Annotated in this window: 14 protein-coding genes; 7 read left to right on the top strand and 7 right to left on the bottom strand. The window is 68.3% G+C overall.

Going from position 1 to position 14076, the window contains the following annotated elements; translation table 11 throughout:
• Window positions 1-82: 82 nt before the first annotated feature.
• From ACE2AC_RS02295 to ACE2AC_RS02280, 4 genes are read right to left on the bottom strand one after another with little or no spacing between them, the layout of a single operon-like run.
• Window positions 83-1687, bottom strand: a complete 1605-nt coding sequence (locus ACE2AC_RS02295) for a carboxyl transferase domain-containing protein (protein ID WP_375690516.1) — start codon at window positions 1685-1687, stop codon at window positions 83-85.
• The gene (locus ACE2AC_RS02290) at window positions 1684-3249 is read right to left on the bottom strand and encodes an AMP-binding protein (RefSeq protein ID WP_375690515.1); all 1566 of its coding nucleotides are present in this window, start codon (window positions 3247-3249) and stop codon (window positions 1684-1686) included. The genes ACE2AC_RS02295 and ACE2AC_RS02290 overlap by 4 nt, the downstream gene beginning before the upstream one ends.
• 28 nt (window positions 3250-3277) lie before the next feature.
• Window positions 3278-3673: a DUF1622 domain-containing protein gene (locus tag ACE2AC_RS02285; RefSeq protein WP_375690514.1), complete on the bottom strand. Its 396-nt coding sequence runs from the start codon at window positions 3671-3673 to the stop codon at window positions 3278-3280.
• Window positions 3674-3676: 3 nt separating this feature from the next.
• Window positions 3677-4840, bottom strand: coding sequence for an isovaleryl-CoA dehydrogenase (locus ACE2AC_RS02280; protein WP_375690513.1), 1164 nt, complete (start codon window positions 4838-4840; stop codon window positions 3677-3679).
• Window positions 4841-4986: 146 nt separating this feature from the next.
• Here ACE2AC_RS02280 and ACE2AC_RS02275 point away from each other — a divergent pair, with 146 nt between their 5' ends.
• Both ACE2AC_RS02275 and ACE2AC_RS02270 read left to right on the top strand, forming a co-directional pair.
• Window positions 4987-5466 carry a pyridoxamine 5'-phosphate oxidase family protein gene (locus ACE2AC_RS02275; protein ID WP_375690512.1) on the top strand — a complete coding sequence of 160 codons (480 nt, stop codon included), beginning with the start codon at window positions 4987-4989 and terminating at the stop codon, window positions 5464-5466.
• Entirely contained in the window at window positions 5466-5927 is a 462-nt protein-coding gene (locus ACE2AC_RS02270; RefSeq protein WP_375690511.1) for a CreA family protein, read from the top strand. The genes ACE2AC_RS02275 and ACE2AC_RS02270 overlap by 1 nt, the downstream gene beginning before the upstream one ends.
• 167 nt (window positions 5928-6094) lie before the next feature.
• Here ACE2AC_RS02270 and ACE2AC_RS02265 read toward each other — a convergent pair whose 3' ends face one another.
• Window positions 6095-7285 (bottom strand): DegT/DnrJ/EryC1/StrS family aminotransferase, encoded by a 1191-nt coding sequence (locus ACE2AC_RS02265; protein ID WP_375690510.1) that lies wholly within the window; start codon window positions 7283-7285, stop codon window positions 6095-6097.
• Between the two features lie 32 nt (window positions 7286-7317).
• Window positions 7318-7986 carry an HAD-IA family hydrolase gene (locus ACE2AC_RS02260; RefSeq protein ID WP_375690509.1) on the bottom strand — a complete coding sequence of 223 codons (669 nt, stop codon included), beginning with the start codon at window positions 7984-7986 and terminating at the stop codon, window positions 7318-7320.
• A gap of 108 nt (window positions 7987-8094) precedes the next feature.
• On the opposite strand from ACE2AC_RS02260, the gene glmU reads away from it, so the two are divergent.
• From glmU to ACE2AC_RS02240, 4 genes are read left to right on the top strand one after another with little or no spacing between them, the layout of a single operon-like run.
• Complete coding sequence (glmU, locus tag ACE2AC_RS02255) at window positions 8095-9444, top strand: bifunctional UDP-N-acetylglucosamine diphosphorylase/glucosamine-1-phosphate N-acetyltransferase GlmU (protein WP_375690508.1); 1350 nt, start codon at window positions 8095-8097, stop codon at window positions 9442-9444.
• Between the two features lie 6 nt (window positions 9445-9450).
• A complete protein-coding gene (gene glmS / locus ACE2AC_RS02250; RefSeq protein WP_375690507.1) occupies window positions 9451-11268 on the top strand; it encodes a glutamine--fructose-6-phosphate transaminase (isomerizing) in 1818 nt (605 codons plus the stop codon).
• Window positions 11269-11271: 3 nt separating this feature from the next.
• Window positions 11272-11835 carry a pyridoxamine 5'-phosphate oxidase family protein gene (locus ACE2AC_RS02245; protein ID WP_375690506.1) on the top strand — a complete coding sequence of 188 codons (564 nt, stop codon included), beginning with the start codon at window positions 11272-11274 and terminating at the stop codon, window positions 11833-11835.
• Window positions 11832-12506, top strand: coding sequence for a DNA alkylation repair protein (locus ACE2AC_RS02240; protein ID WP_375690505.1), 675 nt, complete (start codon window positions 11832-11834; stop codon window positions 12504-12506). Before ACE2AC_RS02245 ends, ACE2AC_RS02240 begins: the two co-directional genes overlap by 4 nt.
• Before the next feature lie 4 nt (window positions 12507-12510).
• On the opposite strand, the gene ACE2AC_RS02235 is transcribed toward ACE2AC_RS02240, so the two are convergent.
• Window positions 12511-12921, bottom strand: a complete 411-nt coding sequence (locus ACE2AC_RS02235; RefSeq protein WP_375690504.1) for a hypothetical protein — start codon at window positions 12919-12921, stop codon at window positions 12511-12513.
• An 85-nt stretch (window positions 12922-13006) separates the two neighbouring features.
• Here ACE2AC_RS02235 and moaA point away from each other — a divergent pair, with 85 nt between their 5' ends.
• A complete protein-coding gene (gene moaA / locus ACE2AC_RS02230; RefSeq protein WP_375690503.1) occupies window positions 13007-14014 on the top strand; it encodes a GTP 3',8-cyclase MoaA in 1008 nt (335 codons plus the stop codon).
• The last annotated feature ends 62 nt before the right edge of the window (window positions 14015-14076 follow it).

Below are 14076 nucleotides of genomic sequence, written 5' to 3'. Positions count from 1 at the left end.
GGTTTCGATCATCTTGCCCCTCCGCGCGCAGGCACCGACGTGATACCGACGCAATACCGACGTGATACCGACGTTGGATTCATCACATCCGGAACACGCCGAAGCGCGTCTCCCCGATCGGCCGGTTGAGCGAAGCGCGCAGGCTAAGTGACAGAACATCCCGAGTTTTCCGCGGATCGACAATCCCGTCGTCCCACAGCCGGGCCGAGGCATAAAGCGGATGCGACTGCCGCTCGAACATATCGATCGTCGGCTGCTTGAACGCCGCCTCCTCCTCCGCCGACCAGCTGCCTCCGGCGCGCTCGATCGCGTCGCGTTTCACTGTCGCCAAGACCCCCGCCGCCTGCGGTCCGCCCATCACGGAAATCCGCGAAATCGGCCAGGACCACATGAAGCGCGGCTGGTAAGCCCTTCCGGCCATGCCGTAATTCCCGGCGCCAAATGACCCGCCCACCACCATGGTGATCTTGGGGACCGCCGTCGTCGCCACCGCCGTCACCATCTTGGCGCCGTGCCGGGCAATGCCCTCGTTCTCGTATTTCCGGCCGACCATGAAGCCGGTGATGTTCTGCAGGAACACCAGCGGCACCCGGCGCTGCGAACACAGCTCGACGAAATGCGCCCCCTTCTGCGCGGCCTCGGAAAACAGCACGCCGTTGTTGCCGATGATCCCGACCGGCATCCCCTCGACATGGGCAAAACCGCAGACCAGCGTGTCGCCGAACCGCGCCTTGAACTCGTCAAAGCGCGAGCCATCGACGACCCGCGCGATCACCTCGCGGATGTCGTAGGGCGTGCGCAGGTCGGTGGGCACGACGCCCAGGATTTCCTCGGGATCGTAGGCTGGCGGCTCGGGCGTCTCGAACCGCATGCGGGCCCCGTCCACCGCGCCCAGGCCGGCCACCGCGCGCCGCGCCAGGGCCAGCGCGTGGCCGTCATCCTCGGCCAGGTAGTCCGCGACGCCGGACAGCCGCGTGTGCACGTCGCCGCCGCCAAGGTCCTCTGCCGAAACGACTTCGCCGGTCGCGGCCTTCACCAGCGGCGGCCCGGCCAGGAAGATGGTGCCCTGCTCCTTCACGATGATCGTCACGTCCGACATCGCCGGAACATAGGCCCCGCCCGCCGTGCAGGACCCCATGACCACGGCGATCTGCGCGATGCCCTTGGCCGACATGTTCGCCTGGTTGTAGAAGATGCGGCCAAAATGGTCGCGGTCCGGGAAGACCTCGTCCTGATTCGGCAGGTTCGCGCCGCCACTGTCGACGAGGTAGACGCAGGGCAGTTGGTTTTCCTCGGCGATCTCCTGCGCCCTTAGATGTTTCTTAACCGTGACGGGGTAATAGGTACCGCCTTTCACGGTGGCATCGTTGCAGACCACCATCACGTCACGGCCCGACACCCGGCCGATCCCGGTGATGATCCCGGCACCCGGTGCCGCGTCGTCGTACATGCCATGCGCCGCCGTGGCCCCGACCTCGAGGAAGGGCGATCCCGGGTCGAGCAGGTTGGCCACCCTCTCGCGCGGCAACATCTTGCCGCGCGACACATGCCGGTCGCGCGCCTTGGCGCCACCGCCCGCCGCCGCGGCCTCTGCCGCGGCCTGCACCAGGTCGATCGCTTCCTGGTGGCCCTTGATATTGTTGCGGAAATCCTCGCTGCCGGCAACGACGTTGGATTGCAGTTTCATGCGGACTCACCTTCCGTTTCCGCGGTGGCGCGGGCCTTCAGTTCCTTTCGGATCACCTTGCCGGTCACCGTCATCGGCAGGCTCTCGACAAAGGCGATCTCGCGCGGGCGGGAATAGCTGGCCAGCCGCGCGCCGACATGGGCCATCAGTTCCTCCGCCAGCGCCTCCGTCGCCGCAACACCGTCGCGCAACACCACGTATCCCTTCACAATTTCCGTCCTGACCGCGTCCGGCTTGCCGACCACCCCGCAGGTGGCGACGGCCGGATGCTTGAGCAGGCAATCCTCGATCTCGGCCGGGCCGATCCGGTAGCCCGCGCTGGTGATCACGTCATCCTCGCGCCCGACGAAGCGGAGCGTGCCGTCATCCATCACCCCCCGGTCCCCGGTCAGCATCCAGTCGCCCCGGAACTTGGCAGCGGTCTCCTCGGGTTTCTGCCAGTATTCCAGCAGCATGGAGGCCGATCCTCGCCTGACCGCAACGTCGCCTTCACCCTCGGCAACCTGCCCGTCCGGGCCGATCACCGCCACCTCGTGCCCCGGCACAGGCCGCCCGATCGCCCCCGGCACCACCGGGTAGAGCGCGGCGCAGGCCGACACGACCATGTTGCATTCGGTCTGGCCGTAGAACTCGTTGATCGTCACGCCAAGCGCCCGGCGGCCCCAGTCGAGCATCTCGGACCCTAGCGGCTCACCGCCGCTCGCCACGCTGCGCAGCCCCAGGATCGCGGCATCGGCCGCCTTCAGCATCCTCAGCGCGGTTGGCGGGAAAAACACATTCCGGACAGCGCCTTCCGCGACGATCCTGCGGCATTCCGGGATCTCGAACTTGGCCATCCGCGCCGCCACCACCGGCACGCCGAGCGCCAGCCCCGGCATCGCCACGTCGAAGAGCCCGCCGATCCAGGCCCAGTCCGCCGGGGTCCAGAGGCAATCGCCGGGCCGCCCCAGCAGGTCATGGCTCAGCTCCACCCCCGGCAGGTGCCCGGTCAGCAGCCGGTGCCCGTGCAGCGCCCCCTTGGGGCTGCCGGTGGTGCCCGAGGTGTAGATCAGGATCGCCGGCGTCTCGGGCCCGGTCGCCGCCGTGTCACAACGCCCCTCGGGCAGGTTCGCCGTCTCGGGCACCAGAACGTCGAGGCCAAAGGGGGCCAGCATGCCCGCGCCCTCGGCATCGCTCACCACCACCCGCGCGCCGCTGTCGGACAGGCGCGACGCCAGAGCTTCTTCGCGGAAGAGCTTGAAGAGAGGAACGGAAATGGCACCGATCTTCCACGCCGCCAGGTGCGCCGCCAGGCACCAGGCGCCCTGCGAGCGCAGCACGCCGACCCGGTCCCCGGCCACCACGCCGCGCGACACCAGCGCCAGCGCCAGCCGGTCGGCCATCCGTCGGAGCGCACCATATGTCACCTCGGTCCGCGGCCCCGTCAGGTCGATCACCGCCACCCGGTCCGGCGCCCGTGCCGCCCAGTCGTCACAGGCCTGCGCCGCCATGTTCAGCCGCGCCGGCAGGTCCCAGCGGAACCCGGCCGCGATCTCGTCAAAGCTCCTCCCGCGTGGCAGCATCAGCCGCGCCCTCCCGGCGCCCCGCCCGTCATTCGCCCAGCTCGGTCTTGAGGTGCGCCAGTTCGCGCTCCAGCATGAAGGACACGATCGACCGGATCACCACCAGCAGCAACAGGAACATCAGGTCGGCAAACGCCAGGCTCAGCGCCGTGTGGATCACGTCCGACACGATGAAAAGCTCCAGCCCCGCAAGGATGTAGCGCCCCAGTTCGACACGCCGCCGGTTGGTGCGCACCAGCCGGTCGGCCTCGGGCCCGACCTCGGCCATGGCGACCCCCGCGATGAACCGTGCCGCCCCGATCAGCAGGATCAGGATGGCGCAGAGATCGATCACCGTCGCCAGCCAGCCGATCACCTCGACCAGCCAGTCGAAGCGGCCGTGCAGTATCCCGCCATCCTGTGCCGACCGGAAGAGGCTCTCCATCGGTCATCCCATCTGTGCCATGAGCTCGCGCCCGATCAGCATGCGCCGGATCTCGGAGGTGCCGGCACCGATTTCCATCAACTTGGCGTCGCGGAAGATGCGGCCGACGGGATTGTCGTTGAGATACCCGGCCCCGCCAAGCGCCTGCACCGCCTGGTGCGCGACGACCATCGCCTCCTCGCTCGCGTAGAGCACGCAGGCCGCCGCATCCTGCCGCGTTACCGCGCCCCGGTCACAGGCGCGCGCGACCTCGTAGACGTAGGCCCGCGCGGTGTTCAGCTTGGTGTACATGTCCGCGATCTTGCCCTGCATCAGCTGGAAGGACCCGATCGGCTGGCCGAACTGCTTGCGCTCGACCATGTAGGGCATCACCTCGTCCAGACAGGCGGCCATGATGCCGGTGCCGATGCCCGACAGCACGACGCGTTCGTAATCGAGGCCCGACATCAGCACGCGGACGCCCTTGCCCTCCTCGCCCAGCACGTTTTCGAACGGCACCTCGCAATCGTCAAAGATCAGCTCGGCCGTGTTCGACCCGCGCATCCCGAGCTTGTCGAAATGCGGCGAGGTCGAGAAGCCGGTCATCTCCTTCTCGATCAGGAAGGCGGTGATGCCCTTCGATCCCGCCTCGGGGTCTGTCTTGGCATAGACCACCAGCGTGTCGGCGTCGGGGCCATTGGTGATCCAGTACTTGTTGCCGTTCAGGACATAGCGGTCGTTCCGCTTCTCGGCGCGCAGCTTCATCGACACCACGTCGGACCCGGCCGAGGGTTCGCTCATCGCCAGTGCGCCGACATGTTCGCCCGAGATCAGGCGCGGCAGGTACTTCGCCTTCTGCGCGTCCGAGCCGTTCAGCTTGATCTGGTTCACGCAGAGGTTGGAATGCGCCCCGTAGGAGAGCGAGACCGAGGCGCTGGCCCGCGCGATCTCCTCGACCGCGATGACATGGGCGAGGTAGCCCATGCCGGTGCCGCCGAATTCCTCGGGGACGGTCAGGCCAAGAAGGCCCATGTCCCCCATCTCGCGCCAGAGCTCGGGCGGGAATTCGTTTTTCGCGTCGATCGAGGCCGCCATCGGCTTCAGCCGCTCTTGCGCCCAGCGATGCACCGCCTCGCGCAGCGCATTCACGTCCTCGCCCAGATCGAACTGCATGGAGCCATTGAACATCGGCGCCTCCTCCCCTCGGCGTAAATGAACAGTTGTTCACGTAACTGGCACAAGGGCCGAGTTGGGTCAAGCGCGGGAACATCCGGCCGCGGCCCGCGTTCCGCAAGGAACCGCCAACGGGACCCAACCACGCCAAGGAGCGCGTCATGAAAGACCTGACACACGAGCAGAAAGATACCTTCTGGGACCGGATGGACGACGTCCGCGCCGGGATGCTGCACACCGATGCCGACCGGGTGGTCCCGATGTCGCATTACACCGACCCCGAACGCGGCGTCTTCTGGTTCATCACCGCCGACGGCACCGATGCGCACAAGGCGGCGGTCGACGGCAAGGCGGTGCACTACGTCGTCGCCGAGGCCGGGGCCAAGGTCTATGCCAGGGTCGATGGCCGCTTGACCGTCGAGGACGACCGCGAGAAGCTGGACGAACTCTGGTCCCCCGTGGCCAGCGCCTGGTTCGAGGACGGCAAGGAGGACGACGACGTGCGGCTGGTGAAATTCACACCCTCGACGGCCGAGGTCTGGCTGACCGACGGCGGCGCGGGCTTCCTCTACGAGATCGCCAAGGCGAACCTGACCGACGCGAAGCCCGACATGGGCGACCACGGCGTGGTGCGCTTCTGATGCGGGGGCTGCTTCTCGCGGCCCTCATCGCCGCCTCCCCGGTTGCTGCCCAGCAGGTCGGGGAGGTCGGCGTCGACTGGGTGGGCAACGACATCATCATCGAGGCGATCCCCGACCCCGAGGTGAAGGGCGTGACCTGTCACATCGCCTATTTCGAACGCGGGCTGATCGACCGGCTGTCCAAGGGCAACTGGTTCGAGGACCCCTCGAACGCCTCGATCTCCTGCCGCCAGACCGGTCCGATCGAGATCGGCGACATCGACATGGACGAGGACGGCGAGGACGTGTTCAAGACCTCGCGGTCGATCATCCTCAAGTCGCTGCGGGTGAAACGGATCTACGACAAGGCGAACCAGACACTGATCTACCTCGCGCATGCGGCCGAGCTGACGGACGGCTCCGCCAAGCTGTCGATGTCGACGGTGCCGCTCTACGGAACGGACGCGGTCCTGCCGGAGTGACGGCACCGCCCGTGGCCGCCGTGGAGGGGGCGCTGCCCCCGCCGCCTGGCGGCGACTCCCCCGGGATACGGAACCAGGGGAAAGCAGGGCGCCGGCCCCTTCCCCTGGTGTCGTATCCTCGGGGCCCGGGGGCAGACAGCCCCCCGGGAAGTGCGGCCGGGCGCCAGTTACGAGGCCTGGAACACCGCCGAGACCTCGGCCCGGATGATCCGGGCGATCAGGGCACAGTCATCCAGGGTGAATGTCAGCGGCAGCCGCATGTCGAGGATCGCCCTCAGGACGCGGTCGGTGGCGGGCATCGGTTCGCAGGGCGCGTAGCGCCAGCTGTCGTAGCGCGAGGTGAAGCCCGCGGGCTCCGCGCCGCCGAACCATTTCAGTTCCACCCCTCGGGCGGCACAGCGGGCGACGACCTCCTGCACGGCGGCATCGGACCAGTCGAGCAGCAGCACCTGGATCGAGGAGCCGACGAACGCCTCGGCCTCCGGGCGGTCGATCACCGTCAGGCCGGGGGTGTCGCGCAGACCGGCCTCAACCACGCGGTAGCGGTCGGTCCAGGCGGCGCATTGGTGGTCGAGCCGCGCCAGCTGCGGGCGCAGGATCGCCGCCCTGAGGTTGTCCATCCGGCCCGAGACGTTGGGCGTGTCGTACTTCACGTCCTCGAACACCTCGGGCCCGGGCGCGGCGAGGTGGCGGCCGTAGAGCATGTAGCTGCCGGAGAGCATGACCGCGCGGGCCATCACCTCGGCGTCGTCGGTGACCAGCAGCCCGCCCTCGCCCGAGTTCAGGTGCTTGTAGGTCTGAGTCGAGTAGCAGCCCATCACCCCGTGCCGCCCCGAGAGAACACCGTTCCAGCGCGCGCCCATGGTGTGGGCGCAGTCCTCGATCACCGTCACGCCGCACGCGTCGCAGATCGCCATCAGTGCGTCCATGTCGCACAGATGCCCGCGCATGTGCGACAAGAGCAAGACGTCCGCCTGGTCGGACTTGGCCGCAAGGTCGTCGAGGTCGATCACCAGCGCCTCGGTCACGCCGACGAAGACCGGCACCGCCCCGACCGAGGCGATGGCCCCCGGCACCGGTGCCAGCGTGAAAGCATTGGTCAGCACCCGGTCGCCCGGTTTCACCCCGCAGGCGCGCAGCGCGCAGGCCAGCGCATAGCCGCCCGAGGCGACCGCCAGCGCGTATTTCGCCTCCATGGCGGCGGCGAATTCCTGCTCCAGCAGCGCAACCTCGCCCGGATCGTCGCCCTGAGTGTTATAGCGATGCAGGCGACCGCCGCGCATGACCTCGACCGCGGCTGCAATCGCATCCTCGGGGATCGGTTCCTGCTGGGTAAAATTGCCGGTGAAGCGTTCCATCCGGTCGATCCTCACCGCGCCCGGCCCGGCGGTCAAGCCAGCGGCACGACGCGGCGGACGACCTCGGGCAGCTCGTCGAAATGGCCGATCAGCGCCTCGGGTTCCAGCGCTGGCGTATTGGGTCCCGACGGCCCGAAGGTCACGAGGACCGAGGGCACACCGGCCGCCCGCGCGGTTTCCCGGTCGGTCCGGCTGTCGCCGATCAGGCAGGCGCGCGCCGGGTCGCCACCGGCGCGGCGCACCGCCTCGCGCAGCGGTTCGGGGTCGGGCTTCTTCACCGTCAGCGTGTCGGCCCCGACGAGCGAGGCGAAGGCGTCGCGCACGCCCAGCCGGGTCAGCAGGATCTGCGCCAGCCGCTCGGGCTTGTTGGTGCAGATGCCCATCCGGTAGCCGCCGCCGACGAGGTCGCCGATCGCCTCCATCGCGCCGGGGAAGACATGGGTGTGGGTGTCGATGGCGTCTTCGTAATATCCTAGGAGGAGCGGGTACTGGCGGTCGATCTCGCCCTCGTCCCCGGCCCGCCCCAGCCGCTGCATCCCCAGCCGCAACATCGCCCGGCCGCCGTTCAGCGCCACCGGCGCGTCGTCGGCGGTCAGCAGGTCGCCCGCGCCCATCCCGCGGAAGCAGGCGTTCGCCGCCGCCAGAAGATCGCCGCTGGTGTCCGCCAGCGTGCCGTCGAGGTCGAAGATCACCGTGCCCATGTCTGGTCCCTGTTTCTGCCCGTAACCGGTCGTGACCGGCACCGCCCTTGCGCGGCTGCCCGATCCGGATAAAACGGGCCAAGGCGAAGAACAAGGAGCAGAACGCCCATGGACACGGCCCTCGTCATCCTCGCCGCGGGGATGGGCACGCGCATGAATTCGGAACTGCCCAAGGTGCTGCACCAGATCGCGGGCGCGCCGATGCTGGTCCACGCGATGAAATCCGGCACGGCGCTCGACCCGTCGCGGATCGTCGTGGTGGCCGGGCACGGTGCCGACCAGGTCATCGCCGCTGCCCGCGACTGGGACGACCGGGCCGAGATCGCGGTGCAGGACGAGCAGCTGGGCACCGGACACGCCGTGGCGCAGGCCGCGCCCCTGCTCGAGGGGTTTTCGGGCGACGTCTTCGTGCTTTACGGCGACACGCCCTTCATCCAGCCCGAGACGCTGGAGCGGATGCAGGAGGCGCGCGCGCGCCACGACGTGGTGATCCTGGGCTTCGAGGCGGCCGATCCCAAGCGCTATGGCCGGCTGGTGATGCAGGGCGAGGTGCTTGAGAAGATCATCGAGTACCCTGAGGCGACGGAGGCCGAGCGCGCGATCACCTTCTGCAACTCCGGCGTGGTCTGCGCGGATGCGGCGACACTCTTCGACCTCGTGGCGGCGATCCGGAACGACAACGTCAAGGGAGAATACTACCTGACCGACATCGTGGCCCTGGCCCGCGCCAGGGGCCTCTCGGCCACCGCCGTCGCCTGCGACGAGGCCGAGACCATGGGCGTCGATTCCCGGGCGGGCCTGGCCACGGCCGAGGCGGCGTTCCAGGCCCGCGCGCGCGCCACGGCGATGGAGGACGGCGTGACCCTGATCGCGCCCGAGACCGTGTTCTTTGCCCATGACACCGTCATCGGCCGCGACACGGTGATCGAGCCGAACGTCGTCTTCGGCCCCGAGGTCACCATCGAGAGCGATGCGCAGATCCGCGCCTTTTCGCACCTCGAGGGCGCGCATGTCTCGCGCGGCGGGGTGATCGGGCCCTATGCCCGCCTGCGCCCCGGCGCCGAGCTGGCCGAGGACGTCAAGATCGGCAACTTCGTCGAGGTGAAGGCGGCCCAGATCGACCGCGGCGCCAAGGTGAACCACCTGACCTATATCGGCGACGCGGTGATCGGCGAGGACACCAACATCGGCGCGGGCACGATCACTTGCAACTACGACGGCGTGATGAAGCACCAAACGCGGATCGGCGCGCGGGCCTTCATCGGCTCGGACACCATGCTGGTGGCGCCCGTCTCGATCGGCGACGACGCGATGACGGCCAGCGGATCGGTCATCACCGAGGATGTGGAACCCGGCGCGCTGGCCATCGGCCGCACCCGGCAGGTGACCAAGCCGGGCATGGCTCGGAAACTGAAAGAACTCCTTCGCGCGAAGAAAGCGAAGCAACAGGCAAAGTGAGGCACCATGTGCGGGATCATCGGCTACCTGGGGGACCACGAGGCGTCGCCCTTCCTCGTCGAGGCGCTCAAGCGGCTTGAATACCGCGGCTACGACAGCGCGGGCATCGCCACGATCAGCGAGGGCGTGCTCGACCGCCGCCGCGCGGTCGGCAAGCTGGTGAACCTGTCGGACCTGCTGGTCAACGATCCGCTGCGTGGCAAGTCCGGGATCGGGCACACCCGCTGGGCCACCCATGGCGCCCCGACCGAGGGCAACGCGCATCCGCATCGCGCGGGGCCGGTCGCGGTGGTGCACAACGGGATTATCGAGAACTTCAAGGAACTGCGCGAGGAACTGGCCCAGAACGGGATCGGCTACGAGACCGACACCGACACGGAAACCGTCGCGCTGCTCGCCAACCTCTACCTCTCCGGCGGCATGTCCCCGGTCGAGGCGGCGACCACGACGATCCGGCGGCTCGAGGGGGCCTTTGCCCTGCTCTTCCTCTTCGAGGGCGACGACGACCTGCTGATCGCCGCCCGCAAGGGCCCGCCGCTGGCGATCGGGCACGGCGACGGCGAGAACTTCGTCGGATCGGACGCCATCGCGCTCGCCCCGCTGACCGACCGGATCACCTACCTTGAAGAGGACGACATCGCCGTCGTCACCCGCACCTCGGTCGAGATCCGGGACCGCAACGGCGAGATCGCCAACCGCGAGATGCGGACCGTCCGGCTCGACACCGCGCAGGTGGACAAGGGCGGGCACAAGCACTTCATGGCCAAGGAGATCGCCGAGCAACCGCGGGTGATCGGTGACGCGATCAACGCCTACCTCGACGGCGACCGGATCGCCCTGCCGGGCGGCGGCATCGACTTCACCGCCTACGACCGCCTCACGCTGGTGGCCTGCGGCACAGCGTACTACGCCTGCCTCACCGCGAAATACTGGTTCGAGACGCTGGCGCGGGTGCCGGTCGAGGTCGATATCGCCTCGGAATTCCGCTACCGCGAGCCGCCGATCCCGGCACGCACCGCCGCGCTCTTCGTCAGCCAGTCGGGCGAGACGGCCGATACGCTGGCCGCCCTGCGCTACTGCGAGGGCAAGGCGGACCGGATCCTCGCCGTGGTCAACGCGGCCGAAAGCTCGATGGCGCGGGAAAGCGACCTGGTCCTGCCGATCCATGCCGGGGTCGAGATCGGCGTCGCCTCGACCAAGGCGTTCTCGTGCCAGCTCACGGTGCTCCTCCTCCTCGCGCTCGAGGCCGGGCGCCAGCGCGGCACGATCAGCGAGGCGCAGCTGGCCGAGCTGTTGCCGAAACTGCGGGCCCTGCCGGCGACCTTCGGCAACACGCTCGACGCCTCTGCCGGGATCCGCGCAATCAGCCAGGAACTGGCCGAGGCGCGGGACGTGCTCTACCTCGGGCGCGGGATCATGTATCCCCTCGCCCTTGAAGGCGCGCTGAAACTCAAGGAACTCAGTTACCTGCATGCCGAGGCTTACGCGTCGGGCGAGCTGAAGCATGGCCCGATCGCGCTGATCGACAGCCATGTCCCCGTGGTCGTGATGGCCCCGCGCGACGGGCTCTTCGACAAGACCGTGTCGAACATGCAGGAGGTGATGGCCCGTGGCGGCAAGGTGATCCTGATCTCGGATGCCGAGGGGATCGCCCAGGCCGGCGACGGGGTCTGGCGCGCGATCGAGATGCCGCGCATCGACCCGCAGCTGGCCCCCATTCTCTATGCCCTGCCCGCGCAGCTTCTCAGCTATCATACCGCCGTCGCCAAGGGCACCGACGTCGACCAGCCCCGGAACCTCGCGAAATCCGTCACCGTGGAGTGAGACATGGCCAAGCAGTTCACCCAGATCGAGGATGACCACCGACGGTTCATCGAAGAGCAGCACATCTTCTTCGTGGGCAGCGCCGGACCGGACGGGCACGTAAACGTTTCGCCCAAGGGGATGGACGCGTTGCGGGTCATGGGACCGAACCGCATTCTCTGGCGCAACCTGACGGGATCGGGGAACGAAACGGCGGGCCACCTGAAACTGGTGAACCGGATGACGCTGATGTGGTGTTCCTTTACCAAGCGCCCGCTGATCCTGCGCGCCTACGGCACCGCACGGACCGTGCACCGGCTGGACCCGGACTGGGAGGAACTGAACGGCCTCTTCCCCGAGGAGCTGCATGCCCGGCAGGTCTATGACATGACGGTCGAGATGATGCAGACCTCCTGCGGCTACGCGGTGCCCTTCATGGATTACGCGGGCGAACGGGACACGCTGACCAAATGGGCCGCCTCCAAGGGAGCCGAGGCGATGCCGGACTACTGGCGCGAAAAGAACACCCAGACCCTGAACGGCGCGCCGACCGGTATCGTCGAGGGCAACATCGGCCCCGAGGCATGACACCCGACGACGCGCTCGCCGCGCTGAGGGCCGCGGCAGAACCGGGGCGCGACGCCGAGATGGCCGCCTATCACAAGGTGGAGCGGCCCTACCTCGGCACGCCGAACCCGGTGCTGAACGACCTGGCGACCGACTGGCGCCGCGCCCTGCCGCTGGACGCCCGGCTGTCGCTGGCCGACGCGCTCTGGCAGACCAACATCCACGAGGCCCGGATCGCCGCGGCCAAGCTGCTGACCCAGGCCCGCATCCGCCCGGACGAGGCCGTATGGGACATGCTGTGCAGCTGGGTGCCGGACTTCGACGCCTGGGCCATCGCCGATCACGTCTGCATGGCCGGGCAGCGCCGGGTGATGGCCGATCTCGGTCGGCTGGACACGGTCGAGGGCTGGACGACATCCGACCATCTCTGGACCCGCCGCGCGGCACTGGTGATCACCCTGTCACTCACGAAATCGAACCACCCGAGCGATGCGGAAGCCGCCGCGCGTGAGCGGGTGCTGGACTGGGCGGCCGGTTACGTGGACGATCCCGAATGGTTCATCCAGAAGGCCGTCGCCTGGTGGATCCGCGATCTGTCGAAACACGACGTGCCGCGCGCCCGTGCCTTCCTGGAGGCCCATGGCGACCGGATGAAGGCCTTTGCCCGCAAGGAAGCGGCCAAGTACCTCTGACGGGTCAGTTCCGGAACACCTCGACCTCGGGCAGGCCGGTGATCGGCGCGCCGAGCGCCTGGAACGCGGCCAGCGACATGCGGCTGCCCGCGCCGACCTCGGCCGGGATCGGGATCAGCGTCACCGTCGCGCTCCGCCCCTCGTAGACCACGCGGCCCTGCGCCTCGGCATCGACCAGCGGGGTCTTGAGCCACTGCCCCGGTTCCGACGGGCTGCCAAGCGAGGCGACGGTGCTTCCCAGCCGCCCGGAGGCGTCGGGTTCCGGTGCCACCTCGTCCACCCGCTCGACCTCGGGCGCGTTCACCACGGCGGGTTCGGGCGCGCCGCGGATCCTGAGCATCGGGACCTCTTCCTGCTGGGCGCAGGCGGCGGCGAGAAGGACAAGCGGGAGGGGAAGAAGCAGGCGTGTCGTCATCCCGCGACCCTATTCCCGGCGCGGCGGGGCATCAATCTTGCATCAAGCCCCTTGTGACGATTTCCGCCGACCTCTACCTTCCCCCATGACCACCCCGCTTATCGATCCCTTCGCCAGGCCGATTTCCTACCTCCGTGTCTCGGTCACGGACCGCTGCGATTTCCGCTGCGTCTACTGCATGGCCGAGAACATGACCTTCCTGCCCAAGAAGGACCTGCTGACGCTCGAGGAACTCGACCGGATGTGTTCGGCCTTCGTGGGACTGGGCGTGCGGAAGCTGCGGATCACCGGGGGCGAGCCGCTGGTCCGGCGCGATATCATGACGTTCTTCCGGTCGATGTCGCGCCACCTGGAAAGCGGCGCGCTCGAGGAACTGACGCTCACCACCAACGGCTCGCAGCTGGCCCGGTTCGCGGACGACCTCTTTGCGGCCGGTGTGCGGCGGGTGAACGTTTCGCTCGACACGTTGGACGAGGATAAGTTTGCCCGTGTCACCCGGTGGGGCCGACTGCCGCAGGTGATGCGCGGGCTCGACGCGGCGCAGGCGGCGGGGCTCAAGGTCAAGCTGAACGCCGTCGCGCTCCGGGGCTTCAACGAGGATGAGCTTTTTACCCTGGCCGCGTTCTGCGCCGACCGCGGCATGGACCTGACCTGGATCGAGGTCATGCCGATGGGCGATCTCGGGAACGAGGACCGCGTGGGCCAGTACTGGTCGCTGAACGACCTGCAGGCCCGCATGCGCGAACGCTATACTCTGACCGACCTGCCCGAACGCACCGGCGGCCCGGCGCGCTATGTCCGGGTCGAGGAGACGGGCCAGAAGATCGGCTTCATAACGCCGCTCAGCCACAATTTCTGCGAGAGCTGCAACCGGGTGCGGATGACCTGCACCGGCCAGCTCTACATGTGCCTCGGACAGGAAGACATGGCCGACCTGCGCCCGGCCCTGCGCAACCATCCGAACGACGACCGGCCGCTGGAACAGGCGATCCGGCATGCCATCGCGCTGAAGCCCAAGGGCCACGATTTCGACTATTCGCGGCAGCGGGCCGATGGCCAGGTCTCGCGCCACATGAGCCACACGGGCGGCTGATCCGCCTTTCCGATCCTGCCGGGCGAAACGAAAACGAGGGGGCGGTGCCCCCTCGTTCGATT

The organism is Pseudooceanicola sp. LIPI14-2-Ac024, from assembly GCF_042188925.1.
Lineage (GTDB): Bacteria > Pseudomonadota > Alphaproteobacteria > Rhodobacterales > Rhodobacteraceae > Pseudooceanicola.
Note: the sequence above shows the minus strand (reverse complement) of the source record. Positions and strands in the feature narration are given on the sequence as shown.

Bases quoted from the DNA above. Each gene is read 5' to 3' on its own strand.
- ACE2AC_RS02295 (WP_375690516.1), bottom strand. From the start codon at position 1,687: ATGAAACTGCAATCCAACGTCGTTGCCGGCAGCGAGGATTTCCGCAAC.
- ACE2AC_RS02290 (WP_375690515.1), bottom strand. From the start codon at position 3,249: ATGCTGCCACGCGGGAGGAGCTTTGACGAGATCGCGGCCGGGTTCCGC.
- ACE2AC_RS02285 (WP_375690514.1), bottom strand. From the start codon at position 3,673: ATGGAGAGCCTCTTCCGGTCGGCACAGGATGGCGGGATACTGCACGGC.
- ACE2AC_RS02280 (WP_375690513.1), bottom strand. From the start codon at position 4,840: ATGTTCAATGGCTCCATGCAGTTCGATCTGGGCGAGGACGTGAATGCG.
- ACE2AC_RS02275 (WP_375690512.1), top strand. From the start codon at position 4,987: ATGAAAGACCTGACACACGAGCAGAAAGATACCTTCTGGGACCGGATG.
- ACE2AC_RS02270 (WP_375690511.1), top strand. From the start codon at position 5,466: ATGCGGGGGCTGCTTCTCGCGGCCCTCATCGCCGCCTCCCCGGTTGCT.
- ACE2AC_RS02265 (WP_375690510.1), bottom strand. From the start codon at position 7,285: ATGGAACGCTTCACCGGCAATTTTACCCAGCAGGAACCGATCCCCGAG.
- ACE2AC_RS02260 (WP_375690509.1), bottom strand. From the start codon at position 7,986: ATGGGCACGGTGATCTTCGACCTCGACGGCACGCTGGCGGACACCAGC.
- glmU (WP_375690508.1), top strand. From the start codon at position 8,095: ATGGACACGGCCCTCGTCATCCTCGCCGCGGGGATGGGCACGCGCATG.
- glmS (WP_375690507.1), top strand. From the start codon at position 9,451: ATGTGCGGGATCATCGGCTACCTGGGGGACCACGAGGCGTCGCCCTTC.
- ACE2AC_RS02245 (WP_375690506.1), top strand. From the start codon at position 11,272: ATGGCCAAGCAGTTCACCCAGATCGAGGATGACCACCGACGGTTCATC.
- ACE2AC_RS02240 (WP_375690505.1), top strand. From the start codon at position 11,832: ATGACACCCGACGACGCGCTCGCCGCGCTGAGGGCCGCGGCAGAACCG.
- ACE2AC_RS02235 (WP_375690504.1), bottom strand. From the start codon at position 12,921: ATGACGACACGCCTGCTTCTTCCCCTCCCGCTTGTCCTTCTCGCCGCC.
- moaA (WP_375690503.1), top strand. From the start codon at position 13,007: ATGACCACCCCGCTTATCGATCCCTTCGCCAGGCCGATTTCCTACCTC.